This window comes from Streptomyces thermocarboxydovorans, assembly GCF_039524635.1.
Lineage (GTDB): Bacteria > Actinomycetota > Actinomycetes > Streptomycetales > Streptomycetaceae > Streptomyces > Streptomyces thermocarboxydovorans.
Genome location: NZ_BAAAGU010000018.1, coordinates 49,413 through 63,796 on the forward strand (window position 1 = coordinate 49,413; position 14,384 = coordinate 63,796).

Below are 14,384 nucleotides of genomic sequence, written 5' to 3' on the forward strand. Positions count from 1 at the left end.
GGAGCGCACGCCCGCGTCAGACCCGCTGGCCCTCACGTACCACGACCACGGGGCAGGCGGCGTGCTGGGCGCAGCGCTGGCTGACCGAGCCCAGCATGGCCCGTGCGAACCCGCCCCGGCCGCGATGACCCACCACCAGCAGTTCGGCCCGCTCGGAGGCCCGGATCAGCGCCTCCGACGGGTCCCCCTCCACCAGCCGCTCCCGCAGCCGGGGCGGCCGCCCGTCCGGGAAGACGGCGTTGAGCTCCTCCGTGAACCGCTCCCTGGCCTGCTCGAGATCGAACTCGGGGTCGATGGCGGGCCCGGTCCAGCCCACCGCCGACGGAGTGTCCCAGGCGTGCACCGCCTCCACCTCACCGTCGACCATGTCCGCGTACCGCACGGCCCAGCGCAGCGCCGCGTACGACGACGGGGAACCGTCCACGCCGACCACCACCAGACGAACCGGCTCATCGGCTTGCATGGCCACCTCACACGGAAGTCGTAGCTCCTACGACCACGCTGCCCCGCTCCGGGCGACCCTGCCATTCGAACGCGCGGCGCACCCGTGTCGTGGCACGATGCGAGCATGACCAGCAGCAGCGGCGACGCCCCTCACCACGTGCGGGATCTCGCGAGGCTGCGCCGCGTCCGCGACCGCATCGACCGGGAGTACGCGCAGCCGCTGGACGTGGAGGCACTGGCCCGCGGCGTGCACATGTCGGCCGGGCATCTCAGCCGCGAGTTCCGCCGCGCCTACGGCGAGTCCCCCTACAGCTACCTGATGACCCGGCGCATCGAGCGCGCGATGGCCCTGCTGCGCCGCGGCGACCTGAGCGTCACCGAGGTCTGCTTCGAGGTCGGCTGCTCCTCGCTGGGCACCTTCAGCACCCGCTTCACCGAGCTGGTCGGCATGCCGCCGAGCGTGTACCGGCAGGAGGCGGCCCGTGCCACGGCCGGGCTGCCCTCCTGTGTCGCCAAGCAGGTCACCAGACCGGTCAGGAATCGAGAAGCACCCCCTCTGCGCCGTGACTAGCGTGACGGTCATGGACACCGCCGAGCCGTTCGAGAACCGTCCGAGGAGTCAGAAGATGACCAAGGCCGAGACGACGAAGAGCCAGTCGCCCGCCTTGCCCGCCGCAGACAGCCACGACGTCATTCGCGTGCACGGCGCGCGGGAGAACAACCTCAAGGACGTCAGCGTCGAACTGCCCAAGCGCCGCCTCACCGTGTTCACCGGCGTGTCCGGCTCCGGCAAGAGCTCCCTGGTGTTCGACACCATCGCCGCCGAGTCGCAGCGGCTGATCAACGAGACCTACAGCGCCTTCGTCCAGGGCTTCATGCCCAATGTGGCCCGCCCGGAGGTCGACGTCCTCGAGGGACTCACCACGGCGATCACCGTGGACCAGCAGCGCATGGGCGGCGACCCGCGCTCCACCGTCGGCACCGCCACCGACGCCAACGCGATGCTGCGCATCCTCTTCAGCCGGCTCGGCACCCCGCACATCGGCGGCCCCGCCGCGTACTCCTTCAACGTGCCCACGGTCAAGGCGGCCGGCGCGATCACCGTGGGCAGCGGCAAGAAGGAGAAGGTCACCTTCACCCGCACCGGAGGCATGTGCCCCCACTGCGAGGGCCGCGGCAAGGTCTCCGACATCGACCTCACCCAGCTCTACGACGACTCCAAGTCCATCGCCGAGGGCGCCTTCACCATCCCCGGCTGGAAGTCGGACAACGTCTGGACGGTCGGCCTCTACGCCCAGTCGGGCTTCCTCGACCCGCACAAGCCGATCCGCGAGTTCACCAAGCAGGAGATGCAGGACTTCCTGTACCGGGAGCCCACCAAGGTGAAGGTCAACGGGGTCAATCTGACCTACGAGGGCCTCATCCCCAAGATCCAGAAGTCCTTCCTGTCGAAGGACAAGGAGGCGATGCAGCCGCACATCCGGGCCTTCGTGGAGCGGGCGGTCACCTTCACCGACTGCCCCGAGTGCGAGGGCACCCGGCTCAGCGAGGCCGCCCGGTCCTCCAGGATCAAGGGCATCAACATCGCCGACGCCTGCCGCATGGAGGTCCGCGACCTGGCCGCCTGGGTGCGCGAGCTGGACGAGCCGTCCGTCGCCCCGCTGCTCACCGCACTCCAGGGCACCCTCGACTCGTTCGAGGAGATCGGCCTCGGTTACCTGTCCCTGGACCGTCCCGCGGGCACCCTCTCCGGCGGCGAGGCGCAGCGCGTGAAGATGATCCGTCACCTCGGCTCCTCGCTCACCGACGTCACCTACGTCTTCGACGAGCCGACCATCGGCCTGCACCCGCACGACATCCAGCGGATGAACGATCTGCTGCTGCGGCTGCGCGACAAGGGCAACACGGTGCTCGTCGTGGAGCACAAGCCGGAGACCATCGCCATCGCCGACCATGTGGTGGACCTCGGACCGGGCGCGGGCACGGCCGGCGGCACCGTCTGCTACCAGGGCACCGTGGAGGGGCTGCGCAGGAGCGGCACCGTCACCGGCCGGCACCTGGACGACCGGGCGCAGCTGAAGGAGTCGGTGCGCAAGCCCACCGGCAAGCTGGCCATCCGCGGCGCGACCGAGAACAACCTGCGGAACGTCGACGTCGACATCCCCCTCGGCGTGCTCACGGTCGTCACCGGCGTGGCCGGCTCCGGCAAGAGCTCGCTCATCCACGGCTCGATGCCCGAGGACGAGGGCGTCGTCTTCGTCGACCAGGCCCCGATCCGCGGCTCCCGGCGCAGCAACCCGGCCACCTACACCGGGCTGCTCGATCCGGTCCGCAAGGCCTTCGCCAAGGCCAACGGCGTCAAGCCCGCCCTGTTCAGCGCCAACTCCGAGGGCGCCTGCCCCACCTGCAACGGCGCCGGAGTCGTCTTCACCGAGCTCGGTATCATGGCCACCGTCTCCTCGCCCTGCGAGGACTGCGAGGGCAAGCGGTTCATGGCCGAGGTGCTGGAGTACCGCTTCGGCGGGCGGGACATCAGCGAGGTCCTCGAGATGTCGGTGACCGAGGCGGAGGAGTTCTTCCGCGAGGGCGCCTCACGCCTGCCCGCCGCGCACAAGATCGTCGAGCGGCTGACGGACGTCGGGCTCGGCTATCTCACGCTGGGCCAGCCGCTCACCACGCTCTCCGGCGGCGAGCGCCAGCGGCTCAAGCTCGCCACGCACATGGGGGAGAAGGGCGGCATCTACGTCCTGGACGAGCCCACCACGGGTCTGCACCTGGCCGACGTGGAGCAGCTGCTCGGCCTGCTGGACCGCCTGGTGGACTCCGGCAAGTCGGTCATCGTGATCGAGCACCACCAGGCGGTCATGGCGCACGCCGACTGGATCATCGACCTCGGCCCCGGCGCGGGTCACGACGGCGGCCGGATCGTCTTCGAGGGCACGCCGGCCGACCTGGTCGCCGGCCGGTCCACCCTCACCGGCGAGCACCTCGCGGACTACGTGGGGGCCTGACCCGAGGAGGAGGCCTCCTTGGTCTTGGTCTCCATCACGCGGGGCGAGGCCTCCTCCTCGGCGGAGGGGGCCTCCTCCGGCTCGTACCGCGAGCAGTGCGGGTTCCGGCAGGGCCCCGCCACCCACAGCGGCACGTACACGCCCATGGTCTTGTGACGCTCGACCACCGTCTCGACAGGGTGCTTGCAGGACGGGCAGACCTGACCGGCGGGCAGCGTCACCCGGTGTTTCCGCTCACCATTCATACCCGGGATTTTACCCACTTTTTAATGCTTTTCGGGAGGGTCGGGAGGGTCTTCCGGCGCGGAAACTTCAGCGGGGCGCGCATTTCCGGAATCCACCACGGTCCCCGGCCGGAGCAGGCTGAGTGCGACGGAGACGGTCAGCACGACCACGATCACGCAGAGACTGAGCCACGAGGGCACCTCGGGAACGGCAGGGGTGATCAGTTTGTGGGAGGCCTGCATGATGAGCTTGACGCCGATGAAGGAAAGGACCAGCGCCAGGCCCTGACTCAGATAGCGGAAGCTGTCGAGCAGCCCGGACAGCAGGAAATACAGGGCACGCAGACCGAGAATCGCGAAAGCATTGCTGGTGTACACGATGAAGGCGTCGTTGCTCACGGCCAGCACGGCCGGCACGCTGTCCACCGCGAACACCAGGTCCGCGGCCTCGATCGCGGCGACCACCGCCAGCAGCGGCGTGGCCACCCGCCTCCCGGCCTCCTTCACGAAGAACCGTGCGCCCGCGTATTCGTCCCGCACCGGAACGACCTTGCGCAGCAGACGCACGGCGAGGCTCCGGCCCGGGTCGAAACCCACGTCCTCCTCGTGGAGGATCTTGTACGTGCTGTAGAAGAGGATGGCGGCGAAGACGAAAAGAACGGCGGTGAAGCGGCTGACCACCGCCACACCGGCCGCGAGAAACACCCAGCGGAAGACCAGCGCGCCGAACACCCCGAGAAACAGCACCCGGTGCTGATAGTCGCGCGGCACCTTGAAGTAGCTGAAAACCAGCGCGAAGACGAAGAGGTTGTCGACCGACAGGCTCTTCTCCAGCAGCCAGGCGGTGGTGTATTCGACCCCCGGCTGCGTCCCGACGACGAGAAAGACGAGGCCGCCGAAGAGCACGGCCAGGCTCACCCACCATCCGCTCCAGACGGCGGCCTCACGGAACCCGATGACATGCGCCTGCCGGTGCGCGAGCAGATCGACCGCCAGCGACGCCAGCACGGTGACGGCGAACACCAGCCACAGCCACTCCGGCACGTCATACACGGGCCCACCCCCCAACGGAGTCGATCGGGAGGCCTGTGTCGAGTCTGGGGCATCCGGTGACCGCTTGTCTCTCCGGTGGCACGCCTTGTCTCTCCGGCGGCACGTTCAGTTCCTCGAGCGCCGCGCGGCCCGAGCCCGTCGTCACCCGCCCGGTGACTGTCACCCGTTGGACTCCGCGAGCCAGCGGCCGAACCATCCGGCGGCGGCCCGCGCCACCTCTTCCAGCGCACCTGGTTCCGGGAACAGGTGGGTCGCCCCGGGCACCACATGGATCTCGTGCGTCGCCCGCAGCCTGGCCGCCGCCTCACGGTTGAGATTGAGCACCGTCTGGTCGTTGCCGCCCACGATGAGCAGCACCGGCGCCGTGACCAGCTCCAGCGCCCCGCCCGCCAGATCCGGGCGCCCGCCCCGCGACACCACGGCCGACACGCGTTCCGGGCGCTCGGCCGCCGCCACCAGCGCGGCCGCCGCCCCCGTGCTCGCCCCGAACAGACCCACCGGAAGGTCGGCGGTGTCCGGCCGCCGCTCCAGCCAGTCGATCGTGGCGGCCAGCCGCCCGGCGAGCAGATCGATGTCGAAGCGGTGCCGCGCGGTCAGCAGGTCGTCGCGCTCCTCGTCCTCGGTGAGCAGATCGAGCAGCAGCGTCCCGAGCCCGGCCTGCTGCAGCTCGGCGGCGACCGCCCGGTTGCGGGGGCTGAACCGCGAGCTGCCGCTGCCGTGCGCGAACAGCACCACCCCCCGGGGCTCCTCCGGAAGGACCAGATCGCCGTCCAGGGATGCCTGGTCCGGCCCCTGCGCGGGGACCGTCACAGTTTCGGAGAGCATGCCGCGTCACTCCCTCCGGCAGTTGGTCGCCTGCCACCCGGGTACCCGGCCGGACCCGCCACGCCACCCCTCCACGCCAACCCCGGCCCTCGACCTCGGCAGCGTTCATCGCCCGCCCCGGCGCGTCCCCGGGAGTCCGTCCGGACGGCGCCGGTCCCGATCCGCTGCTCGCCGCGGTGCCGGCCCTGCTGGGCCTGGCCGTCGTCGCCGTCCTGCTGCGCTGCTACCCGCTGCCCGTGCGGAGGAACGGTGAGCGTGAGCGAACCCGAAGCGACCGAAGCGACCGACTTGCGCCGGCTGGAGGAGCGCGCCCGTGAGGCCCGCCGCCCCCTGCCGGACGCGGGCCTGATCGTCTGCGACAACCTGGTCCGCGTCTACCGCACCGAGGGGGTGGAGGCCCAGGCCCTCCAAGGGCTCGACCTCGTCGTCGAGGAGGGTGAGTGCATGGCGCTCGTCGGCGCCTCCGGCTCCGGCAGGTCGACCCTGCTGTCCATCCTCTCCGGCCTCGACCTGCCCACGGCCGGCCGCGCCCGGGTCGCCGGACACGACCTGCTGGCGCTGCGCCGCCGCGAACGCCTCGACTACCGGCGGCGCACCGTCGGCTTCGTCTGGCAGCAGACCGGCCGCAACCTGGTGCCGTACCTCACGGCGGAGGAGAACGTCGCCCTGCCGATGAAGTACACCCGCGTGCCGCGCCGCAAGCGCCGCGACCGGGCCGCGGAACTCCTGGACATGCTCGGCATCGCCCACTGCCGGCACCGGCTGCCCGCACAGCTCTCCGGCGGCGAACAGCAGCGCGTGGCCGTCGCGGTGGCCGCCGCCAACGGCCCGCGCGTCCTGCTCGCCGACGAACCCACCGGCGAACTCGACACCATCAGCGGCGAGTTGGTTTTCGAGGCGCTGCGCCGCGCCAACGAGCAGCTCGGCGCGACCGTACTGATCGTCACTCATGACCCGCTCGTCTCCGGCCAGGTCCGCCGCACCGTCCGCATCCGCGACGGCCGCACCTCCACCGAGACGCTGCGCGGCCCGGACGCCGACACGTCCGAGGAGTTCACCGTCCTGGACCGTGCCGGACGGCTCCAGCTGCCTCGCGACGACGTGGAGCGGTACGGCCTGCGGGGCAGGGTGCGCCTCACCCCGGAGCCGGACCATGTGGGCGTGTGGCCCGGCCGCGCCCCGGCAGACCCGGACGACGGCCCGGACGCCGCGACCCGCCCGCACGCCGAACCGTGACGAGTACCACGCCTGTTCGGCGTGGGTACTGGTGTGCGGCGTGTTTCCGCTGGGCAGTCAAAGGCTGACCCGGGAGCGAGCCGCTGCCCGGGAAGCAAGCCGTGGCCGTGGGGAGTGGGACGTGCGGGTCTGCGTGATCGGGGCGGGGCTGTCGGGGCTCGCGGTGGCACATGCCCTGAAGGAGGCCGGTACCGATTTCGTCTGCCTGGAGAAGTCGCCCGGCGTCGGAGGCATCTGGCGCCGGCCCCAGGCGGGGGAGCGCGGCCCCGGCTACCTCTCCCTCCACCTCAACACGGCCAAGCAGCTGACGGGTTACCGCGACTTCCCGATGCCGTCCTCCTATCCGCTCTACCCCAGCCACCGCGACATGGCCGCCTATCTGCGGTCGTTCGCCGAGTGGGCGGGCGTGCTGGACCATGTGGAGCTGCGCACGGAGGTGGTCTCCGCCGACCAGGAGGCCGACGGCACCTGGACGGTGGTCAGCCGGGACGCCGACGGCGCCGTGGCGGCCCGGCGCTTCGAGCATGTGATCGTCGCCTCCGGCCACCACACGGAGCCGTCGCTGCCCGATCCGCTCCCGGCCGGCTCGGAGGGCTTCACCGGCCGCATCCTGCACTCCCTCGACTACCGCGACGGCAGCGACTTCACCGGCCGTCGCGTGATCGTGGTGGGCCTGGGCGCCTCCGCGGTGGACATCGCCGCCGACCTCTCCCGCCATGCCGAGCAGACCTATCTGTCCGTGCGCCGCGGGCTGCACGTCGTGCCGAAGCAGCTGTTCGGCATGTCCCTGGACGAGATAGCCGACACCACGTGGTGGAACGAGATGACGCTGGCCCAGAAGCGCCGCTTCGTGGAGCAGGCGCTGCTGGTGGCCCGCGGCCGGCTGTCGGACTACGGGCTGCCCGAGCCGGACCATCCGATCTTCTCCTCCGCCGTGACGATCTCCGACGAGATCCTCAGCCGCATCCGGCACGGCCGGGTGACGCCGAAACCGGCCGTCGGGTCCTTCGACGGCGGCCGGGTGGTCTTCACCGACGGCACGTCCGTGGAGGCGGACGCGGTGGTGTACTGCACCGGCTACCGAATGGCGTACCCGTTCCTGCCCGCCGGCTGCCCGGCCGCCCCGGACGGCCCCGTCGAGCTGTACCGGCGGGTCGTGGCGCCGGACCGGCCCGGCCTGTACTTCGTCGGCCTGGTCCGCCCCGTGGGCGCGATCACCCGGCTGGTGGAGGCGCAGGCGCAGTGGGTGACCCGGATCGTGCGGGGCGAGGTCGTGCTGCCCTCGCCGCAGGAGATGCGCGAGGAGATCGCCGCGTACCACGCCTCCATCGCCGAGCGGTACGGCCTCACCCAGGGCGCCTCCATCCAGGTCGATGTGGGCCCGTACCTGGGGGAGTTGCGTGAGGTGCTGAGCGTCTAGACGTTCAGTGGCGGTGCCCGTCCAAGGGACGGCATGGCGGAGTCCGTCCTTCGGGACGGCACCGGGGCGGACGTCGTGCCATCGTGGTGCCATGAGCATCGATGTCCGCCCGGCCACGGTCATCGGGGACGTGCGTGCCGTGCTCGGCCCGAAGTCACCGGCGGCCAACGTCTGCTGGTGCCTGAGCTACCGCATCCCGTCCAAGCTCAACAACGAGCTGCGCGGGCCCGCCCGCGGCGAGTACGTACGCAAGTTGTGCGCTGCGGAGCCTCCGCCCGGGGTCCTCGCCTACGACGGCGACGAGCCGGTCGGCTGGGCGGCGGTGGCCCCGCGTGCCGAGACCTCCTTCGCCCGCAACCGCAAGATCCCGCACCTCGACGGTCTGCCGGTGTGGTCCCTGTGGTGCATCCGCGTCCGCCCCGGGCACCGCAAGCAGGGAATCTCGCATGCGCTGATCGCCGGTGCGGTCGAGTTCGCCCGCAGCCACGGCGCCCCGGTGGTCGAGGCGTATCCGCTCGACAACGGCGACGCCAAGGTCGATCTGACGATGGCGTACGCCGGGCTCCGCAAGAACTTCGAACGGGCCGGCTTCGTCCACGCCGCCGACACCACCTCCGTGCTTGCCGGTCACCCCAGGATCCTGATGCGGCGCGATCTGCGCTGACCAGCCGGAGTGGAGGTGCTCGTCTGTGCGAGCAACTCCGCCACCGGCTCATGCCACGGGGCTCACGCCACCGCTCTTGCGCCGGTCGGCCGTCGCCTGCCACTGCCTGCCCATGGCCCGGAGCAGCGCCGGATACACGCCCACGTACCGGAAGGGCTTGATGCCGAGCATGTACAGGAAGCCGAACGGCCCGTTCGGCTTGACCAGGACCGCCATCTGGCCCCGGTACCTGCCGGTCGTGCCGTCCTGGACCCAGCCGATGTGCATCACCGCGTGCACCGTGCGATTGGCGATCTCGGCGACCCACTCGTCGTGCAGCTGATAGACCGAGGTGAACGGGTTGGAGCGCACCTCCGGTCCGCGCGGGGCGTCCCGCAGGTCCTCCGGCAGGCGGTCACGCAGTGACTGCACCCGGCCGCCGAGTCCGTCGTTCTCCTTGTCCCAGCCGAACAGCCGCCCCAGCTGCCAGCGGATCGCGAACAGCGCGCGGTAGACGGGGGAGGGGGGCTTTCCGGAGCCCTGGGCGATCTGCTCGACCAGATACGGAAGGTCGTCCGGACCACCCGGCGTCGGCAGCGCCCACACGTCCTCCAGCCGGAAGTCACGGGTGATCTCATGGATCCGCCAGGGTCGGGAGGTGTGCGCGGTACTGGCGAGTCTCATCGACGAGCCCTTCTATACGATGCCGTATAGAAGAACCCTAACGCGATCTGTACGCTCCCGTATACATGCCTCGGGAGCTGTGAGGGGAGACACACATGGCCGTGGCCCGCACGCCCCGTGGCAGGTGGATCGAGGCGGGACTGCGGGCGCTGACCGTCGGCGGCCCGGACGCCGTGCGCATCGAGGCGCTGGCCCAGTCGCTCGGCGTCACCAAGGGCGGCTTCTACGGGTACTTCCGCAACCGGGACGCGCTGCTCACCGAGATGCTCGACACCTGGGAGCGTGCGGTCACCGACGACGTGATCGAGCAGATCGAGAGCGGCGGCGGGGACGCCCGGGGCAAGCTGGAGAGGCTGTTCACCATCGCCTCCTCCACCGAGGAGCCGGTCACGGGCATCCCGGTGGAACTCGCCATCCGTGACTGGGCCCGCCGCGACCCGTCCGTCGCCGAACGCCTCCGGCGCGTGGACAACCGGCGCATGGACTACCTGCGCAGCCTCTTCGCCGAGTTCTGCACCGACCCCGACGACGTGGAGGTCCGCTGTCTGCTCGCCTTCTCCCTGCGCGTCGGCCAGCACTACATCGCGGCCGAACACGGCTCGCGCAGCCGCGCGGAGGTCATGGAGATGACCCGGGGCTGGCTGCTCCGGTAGCGGCGGGACGGCGGGACCGCACCGACGCGGTCCCCGCACTCAGGACTGGGGCCGCTTGCCGTGGTTGGCGGCGTGCTTGCGGCGTGCCTTCTTCTTGCGGCGTCGCTTCGAGGACATACCGGCCTCCTGCGGACGTGAGCGTGCACCGCCGTGCCCGGCGGCATCCGACCAGCCCCAGGCAACCACCCTTTCCGCACGCCCGCGACTCAGGCTCCGGGCTCTCCCGTACCGGGTTCAGGAAGGCGGCGGATAGACCAGGTGCCCGTCCCGCACCCGCGCGTGCTCGTTGAGGACGGCAGGCTTCGTCACCGTCGGGGACATGATGTGGACGACCTCCGCACCGGCGACGATCAGCGCGTCGGTGATCAGCCGGCGATGGCACCGCCAGGGCACCGCCTCGCTGCACATGATCGCCGGCCGTTCGTGCCCGGCCAGGTCCAGCAGCTCGTCGAGGCCCTCCCGGAACTCGTCGGTCGCCATGTAGTCGGCGTAGTCCCGGAACGCCTTGACCCGCCAGGCCCCGTTGGCGCTGGGCACACCCGCCGGAGTGTGCCGGCGACCGCCCAGCGCGCGGATCCAGCGGTACCGGATGTCGGGCGGCAGCGCGTGGACGAGGGCCTCCTGGTTCCACTGCGGGAACTTCCGCGACGACGGATAGGAGCGGACGTCCACCAGACAGGTGACGCCGTTGCGGCGCAGCATCCGCACCACCTCCCCGACCTCCCGGGTCGAGTGCCCCACGGTGCAGATCCGGTTCACCCTTCCCGAGTCTAGGCCCGAGGCCCCGAAGCCGGCGTTCTCCGGCCGCCGGTCGGGCTGTCAGTGCCGCATGGCAGAGTGCCCGGCATGACCGAAGCCAACGCTCAGGCCGATCTTCTCCGTTATCTCCAGGACGCCCGCGGCGCGCTGCTGTGGAAGCTGGAGGGGCTCTCCGAGTACGACATGCGCCGTCCGCTGACTCCCACCGGCACCAATCTGCTGGGGCTGGTCAAGCACCTCGCCAGGGTGGAGCTGGGGTACTTCGGTGACACCTTCGGGCGGCCGTTCTACGACGGGGAACGGGCGCCCGACCGGTACCGGGACGACGCCGAGGAGAACGCCGGCATGTGGGCCACGCCGGAGGAGACCCGCGAGGAGATCGTGGGGCTGTACCGGCAGGCGTGGCGGCACGCCGACGCCACCGTCGCGGCCCTCGGCCTGGACGCGGTGGGGCAGGTCCCTTGGTGGCCCGAGGGGCGGCGCGAGACGACCCTGCACCACGTCCTCGTGCGGGTCCTCGCCGACACCCAGCGCCACGCCGGCCAGGCCGACATCGTGCGCGAACTCATCGACGGCTCGGTGGGCTGGCTCCCGGGCAACGACAGCCTGCCGCAGGCCGACCGCGAGCAGTGGGAGAACCACCGCCGCCGGGTGGAGGAGGCCGCGCGCAAAGCCGGCGGGGTCGGCTGAACGGAGCGCCCGCCGCGGCCAGTTCGCGGGTCGCCGGCCCATGGCCGGGGCGGCGCCCCGCCCGGTACGCTCGCCGCTGCGACGGCGCCGACGCGAGGGGGGCCAGAGCCGGTGACACTTCAGGTGCGCGGGATCGTGCTGCCGGAGCGGGAGGAGCGGTCCTTCTGGATCGACGGCGACCGGCTCCGCACCGAACCGGTCCCCGGTGCCCGGCTCGTCGTGGACGGCGGCTGGCTGCTGCCCGGCCTGGTCGATGTGCACACCCATCCGGGCACCGAGGACGTCGGCACGCCGTTCTGCGACGAGACGCTGCGCCGTCATCTGACGGACCACCGGGACGCCGGTGTCCTGGCCGTGCGCACCCCCGGATCGGCGGCACGCATCCCCGGCTGGGTGGACGAGGACCCGGAACTGCCCCGGGTGCGGTCGGCCGGGCGCTGGCTGGCCACACCGGGCCGCTTCTTCCCGGGCTTCGGACGTGATGTGAGCGAGGCGGACCTGGTGCGCGCCGCCGTCGAGGAGGCGCGGGCGTCGTCCGGCTGGTGCAAGGTGATCGCCGACCGGAGGCACGACGAACCGCCCCTGCCCGCCGGTGTTCTCACCGCCGTGGTGGAGGCGGTGCACGCGATCGGCGGGCGCGTGGCCGCCCACTGCCAGACCGCCGGAGGCTGCCGCAACGCCGTGCGGGCCGGCGTGGACGGCCTGGAGCACGGCATGCATCTCGACCCCGGTCTGATCGACCGGATGGCCGCTCAGGGCACCGCCTTCGTGCCGACCCTCACCGCCTTCGCCGCCGGCGTCGACCGCAAGCGCGCGGAGGAGCCGAGCGCCCGCCGCGACTGGTGGCTGGACGGCTGGCGCGGTCTGCCGCCGAACGTCAGGGCCGCCCACGAGGCCGGGGTCACGGTCCTCGCGGGAACGGACGGCTTTCCCTGCGGCACCGTCAGCTCCGAGGCGGACTGGCTGGTGAGGGCCGGATTGCCCGCCGAGGCGGCGCTCGGCGCGGCCTCCTGGGCGGCACGCTCCTGGCTCGGCCTGCCGGGACTGGTGGACGGGGCACCGGCCGACCTCGTCGCCTACGACACCGATCCCACCGCCGACCGTCGGCGCTCGCGCACCCGAGCCGTATCGTCCTGCGCGGCCGGGTGATCGCCTGACGCCTCGCCGGACCGGCACGGCAGGCGCCGGACGACGTCCGTCCGCGGGCGGCTCCGGCACGGAAAACGTCCGGTCCGTGAGGGTTGGGTGAGGGGATGGTCACGAATCTCGCCCAGGCTCTCGTTTGATCTTCAACCAGCCCTGCCAGCAGGGGCTTTGCCCTCAGGTTGGCTCAACTATGAGCGGACCTTGTGGAGATGACACCTGACACAGCGTCAGTCGGCTAGCGGAGGCATTGATCTGGTCGCGACAAGTGGTCACGCTTCTCGTCATCCTCCGACGCCTCGCCGCGCCGGAGGTGAATCCCCCCACTGACGAGGAGACCCCTCTTCATGACGCATCAGACGCACACCGGTGCACGCAAGCTCACCACCGCGGCGATAGCGGTGGCCGCCGCGACCTCCGCGGCACTCCTCACCGCGCCGGCCGCCCACGCCGAGCCTCCCCAGGGCACCGTCTTCGGCCTCGGAGCCGAGAACACCGTCGACGGCAGCTTCATCGTCCTCCTCGACGAGAAGACCTCCGCCGGTGAGAAGAAGGACCTGGCCCGCGAGTACGGCGGCAAGCTCAGCCGGACCTACGGCTCGGCCGTCAACGGCTTCTCCGCCACCGGGCTGACCGAGACCGAGGCCAAGCGCCTCGCCGCCGACCCCGCCGTCGGCACCGTCGTCGCCAACCGCACCCTGCACACCACCGCCACCCAGGACAACCCCCCGTCCTGGGGCCTGGACCGGGTCGACCAGACCGACACCGCGGGCGACAGCAGGTACACCTACCCCGACAAGGCCGGCGAGGGCGTCACCGCCTACGTCATCGACACCGGTGTGCGCATCACGCACAAGGACTTCGAGGGCCGCGCCAAGCACGGCTACGACGCCGTCGACAACGACGACACCGCCGACGACGGCAACGGCCACGGCACCCACGTCGCCGCAACCATCGCCGGCGCCCGGCACGGCGTCGCCAAGAAGGCCCGGATCGTGGCCGTCAGAGTCCTCGACGACAACGGCTCCGGCACCACCGAGCAGGTCGTCGCCGGCATCGACTGGGTCACCCGGAACCACCAGGGACCGTCCGTGGCCAACATGAGCCTCGGCGGCGCCGCCGACCCCGCCCTCGACGCGGCGGTCAGCAAGGCCATCGCCTCCGGCGTCACCTTCGCCGTCGCCGCCGGCAACGAGTCCACCGACGCCGGCCAGGGCTCGCCCGCCCGCGTGCCGGAGGCGCTCACCGTCGCCTCCAGCACCAAGGACGACGCCCAGTCCGACTTCTCCAACTACGGCTCCGTCGTGGACCTCTACGCCCCCGGCTCCGAGATCACCTCCGCCTGGAACGACAGCGACGACGGCACCAAGACCATCTCCGGCACCTCCATGGCCTCCCCGCACGTCGCGGGCGCCGCCGCGGTGTACCTGTCCGCCAACCCCGACGCCACGCCCGACGCCGTGGCCAAGGCGCTGACCGGGAAGGCCACCCCCGACAAGATCAGCAACCCGGGCACCGGAACCCCCAACAAGCTGCTGAGGGTCACCGAGTAGACCGCGCCACGCACCCGCCGGGGGCCGCGGAGGAGGGCGTCCTCCG

General features: G+C 71.4%; 16 protein-coding genes. 9 read left to right on the plus strand and 7 right to left on the minus strand.

Annotated features, from left to right (window positions below; all coding sequences use genetic code 11):
- Positions 1-16 precede the first annotated feature (16 nt).
- Positions 17-463 carry a universal stress protein gene (locus tag ABD198_RS10845; RefSeq protein WP_343999804.1) on the minus strand — a complete coding sequence of 149 codons (447 nt, stop codon included), beginning with the start codon at positions 461-463 and terminating at the stop codon, positions 17-19.
- Positions 464-568: 105 nt separating this feature from the next.
- Here ABD198_RS10845 and ABD198_RS10850 point away from each other — a divergent pair, with 105 nt between their 5' ends.
- Together ABD198_RS10850 and ABD198_RS10855 are read left to right on the plus strand one after the other, a co-directional pair.
- Positions 569-1,015: a helix-turn-helix transcriptional regulator gene (locus tag ABD198_RS10850; protein WP_343999806.1), complete on the plus strand. Its 447-nt coding sequence runs from the start codon at positions 569-571 to the stop codon at positions 1,013-1,015.
- 55 nt (positions 1,016-1,070) lie between these two features.
- The gene (locus ABD198_RS10855) at positions 1,071-3,455 is read left to right on the plus strand and encodes an ATP-binding cassette domain-containing protein (RefSeq protein ID WP_343999886.1); all 2,385 of its coding nucleotides are present in this window, start codon (positions 1,071-1,073) and stop codon (positions 3,453-3,455) included.
- Here the strand turns inward: ABD198_RS10855 and ABD198_RS10860 are convergent.
- The 3 genes from ABD198_RS10860 to ABD198_RS10870 all read right to left on the minus strand — a co-directional run bounded on the left by ABD198_RS10860 (position 3,440) and on the right by ABD198_RS10870 (position 5,557).
- The gene (locus ABD198_RS10860; protein WP_343999808.1) at positions 3,440-3,700 is read right to left on the minus strand and encodes a hypothetical protein; all 261 of its coding nucleotides are present in this window, start codon (positions 3,698-3,700) and stop codon (positions 3,440-3,442) included. The genes ABD198_RS10855 and ABD198_RS10860 overlap by 16 nt on opposite strands.
- Before the next feature lie 21 nt (positions 3,701-3,721).
- Positions 3,722-4,732, minus strand: coding sequence for a TerC family protein (locus tag ABD198_RS10865; protein ID WP_343999810.1), 1,011 nt, complete (start codon positions 4,730-4,732; stop codon positions 3,722-3,724).
- A gap of 159 nt (positions 4,733-4,891) precedes the next feature.
- Positions 4,892-5,557 (minus strand): dienelactone hydrolase family protein, encoded by a 666-nt coding sequence (locus ABD198_RS10870; protein WP_343999812.1) that lies wholly within the window; start codon positions 5,555-5,557, stop codon positions 4,892-4,894.
- Positions 5,558-5,812: 255 nt separating this feature from the next.
- On the opposite strand from ABD198_RS10870, the gene ABD198_RS10875 reads away from it, so the two are divergent.
- The 3 genes from ABD198_RS10875 (at position 5,813) to ABD198_RS10885 (ending at position 8,877) form a co-directional block, all read left to right on the plus strand.
- A complete protein-coding gene (locus ABD198_RS10875; protein WP_425580450.1) occupies positions 5,813-6,793 on the plus strand; it encodes an ABC transporter ATP-binding protein in 981 nt (326 codons plus the stop codon).
- A gap of 121 nt (positions 6,794-6,914) precedes the next feature.
- Complete coding sequence (locus tag ABD198_RS10880; RefSeq protein ID WP_343999814.1) at positions 6,915-8,213, plus strand: flavin-containing monooxygenase; 1,299 nt, start codon at positions 6,915-6,917, stop codon at positions 8,211-8,213.
- 91 nt (positions 8,214-8,304) lie between these two features.
- Positions 8,305-8,877, plus strand: coding sequence for a GNAT family N-acetyltransferase (locus tag ABD198_RS10885; RefSeq protein ID WP_343999816.1), 573 nt, complete (start codon positions 8,305-8,307; stop codon positions 8,875-8,877).
- Between the two features lie 48 nt (positions 8,878-8,925).
- Here the strand turns inward: ABD198_RS10885 and ABD198_RS10890 are convergent, their stop codons facing one another.
- Positions 8,926-9,540, minus strand: coding sequence for a DUF2867 domain-containing protein (locus ABD198_RS10890; protein ID WP_343999818.1), 615 nt, complete (start codon positions 9,538-9,540; stop codon positions 8,926-8,928).
- A 95-nt stretch (positions 9,541-9,635) separates the two neighbouring features.
- Here ABD198_RS10890 and ABD198_RS10895 point away from each other — a divergent pair, with 95 nt between their 5' ends.
- Positions 9,636-10,193 carry a TetR/AcrR family transcriptional regulator gene (locus tag ABD198_RS10895; protein WP_343999820.1) on the plus strand — a complete coding sequence of 186 codons (558 nt, stop codon included), beginning with the start codon at positions 9,636-9,638 and terminating at the stop codon, positions 10,191-10,193.
- A 39-nt stretch (positions 10,194-10,232) separates the two neighbouring features.
- Here ABD198_RS10895 and ABD198_RS30895 read toward each other — a convergent pair whose 3' ends face one another.
- Positions 10,233-10,310, minus strand: coding sequence for a 50S ribosomal protein bL37 (locus ABD198_RS30895; RefSeq protein WP_375256634.1), 78 nt, complete (start codon positions 10,308-10,310; stop codon positions 10,233-10,235).
- 117 nt (positions 10,311-10,427) lie between these two features.
- On the minus strand, positions 10,428-10,895 hold the full coding sequence (locus ABD198_RS10900) for a DUF488 domain-containing protein (RefSeq protein WP_425580451.1): 468 nt from the start codon (positions 10,893-10,895) through the stop codon (positions 10,428-10,430).
- A gap of 144 nt (positions 10,896-11,039) precedes the next feature.
- On the opposite strand from ABD198_RS10900, the gene ABD198_RS10905 reads away from it, so the two are divergent.
- The 3 genes from ABD198_RS10905 to ABD198_RS10915 all read left to right on the plus strand — a co-directional run bounded on the left by ABD198_RS10905 (position 11,040) and on the right by ABD198_RS10915 (position 14,338).
- A complete protein-coding gene (locus ABD198_RS10905) occupies positions 11,040-11,642 on the plus strand; it encodes a DinB family protein (RefSeq protein ID WP_343999824.1) in 603 nt (200 codons plus the stop codon).
- A gap of 111 nt (positions 11,643-11,753) precedes the next feature.
- Positions 11,754-12,791 (plus strand): amidohydrolase family protein, encoded by a 1,038-nt coding sequence (locus ABD198_RS10910; protein ID WP_343999826.1) that lies wholly within the window; start codon positions 11,754-11,756, stop codon positions 12,789-12,791.
- A 341-nt stretch (positions 12,792-13,132) separates the two neighbouring features.
- Positions 13,133-14,338 (plus strand): S8 family peptidase, encoded by a 1,206-nt coding sequence (locus tag ABD198_RS10915; protein ID WP_343999828.1) that lies wholly within the window; start codon positions 13,133-13,135, stop codon positions 14,336-14,338.
- Positions 14,339-14,384 lie beyond the last annotated feature (46 nt).

What these genes read in the sequence shown, in the direction of transcription:
- ABD198_RS10845 (WP_343999804.1), bottom strand. Translation starts at nt 463, where the DNA reads ATGCAAGCCGATGAGCCGGTTCGTCTGGTGGTGGTCGGCGTGGACGGT.
- ABD198_RS10850 (WP_343999806.1), top strand. Translation starts at nt 569, where the DNA reads ATGACCAGCAGCAGCGGCGACGCCCCTCACCACGTGCGGGATCTCGCG.
- ABD198_RS10855 (WP_343999886.1), top strand. Translation starts at nt 1,071, where the DNA reads ATGACCAAGGCCGAGACGACGAAGAGCCAGTCGCCCGCCTTGCCCGCC.
- ABD198_RS10860 (WP_343999808.1), bottom strand. Translation starts at nt 3,700, where the DNA reads ATGAATGGTGAGCGGAAACACCGGGTGACGCTGCCCGCCGGTCAGGTC.
- ABD198_RS10870 (WP_343999812.1), bottom strand. Translation starts at nt 5,557, where the DNA reads ATGCTCTCCGAAACTGTGACGGTCCCCGCGCAGGGGCCGGACCAGGCA.
- ABD198_RS10885 (WP_343999816.1), top strand. Translation starts at nt 8,305, where the DNA reads ATGAGCATCGATGTCCGCCCGGCCACGGTCATCGGGGACGTGCGTGCC.
- ABD198_RS10890 (WP_343999818.1), bottom strand. Translation starts at nt 9,540, where the DNA reads ATGAGACTCGCCAGTACCGCGCACACCTCCCGACCCTGGCGGATCCAT.
- ABD198_RS10895 (WP_343999820.1), top strand. Translation starts at nt 9,636, where the DNA reads ATGGCCGTGGCCCGCACGCCCCGTGGCAGGTGGATCGAGGCGGGACTG.
- ABD198_RS30895 (WP_375256634.1), bottom strand. Translation starts at nt 10,310, where the DNA reads ATGTCCTCGAAGCGACGCCGCAAGAAGAAGGCACGCCGCAAGCACGCC.
- ABD198_RS10900 (WP_425580451.1), bottom strand. Translation starts at nt 10,895, where the DNA reads ATGCTGCGCCGCAACGGCGTCACCTGTCTGGTGGACGTCCGCTCCTAT.
- ABD198_RS10905 (WP_343999824.1), top strand. Translation starts at nt 11,040, where the DNA reads ATGACCGAAGCCAACGCTCAGGCCGATCTTCTCCGTTATCTCCAGGAC.
- ABD198_RS10915 (WP_343999828.1), top strand. Translation starts at nt 13,133, where the DNA reads ATGACGCATCAGACGCACACCGGTGCACGCAAGCTCACCACCGCGGCG.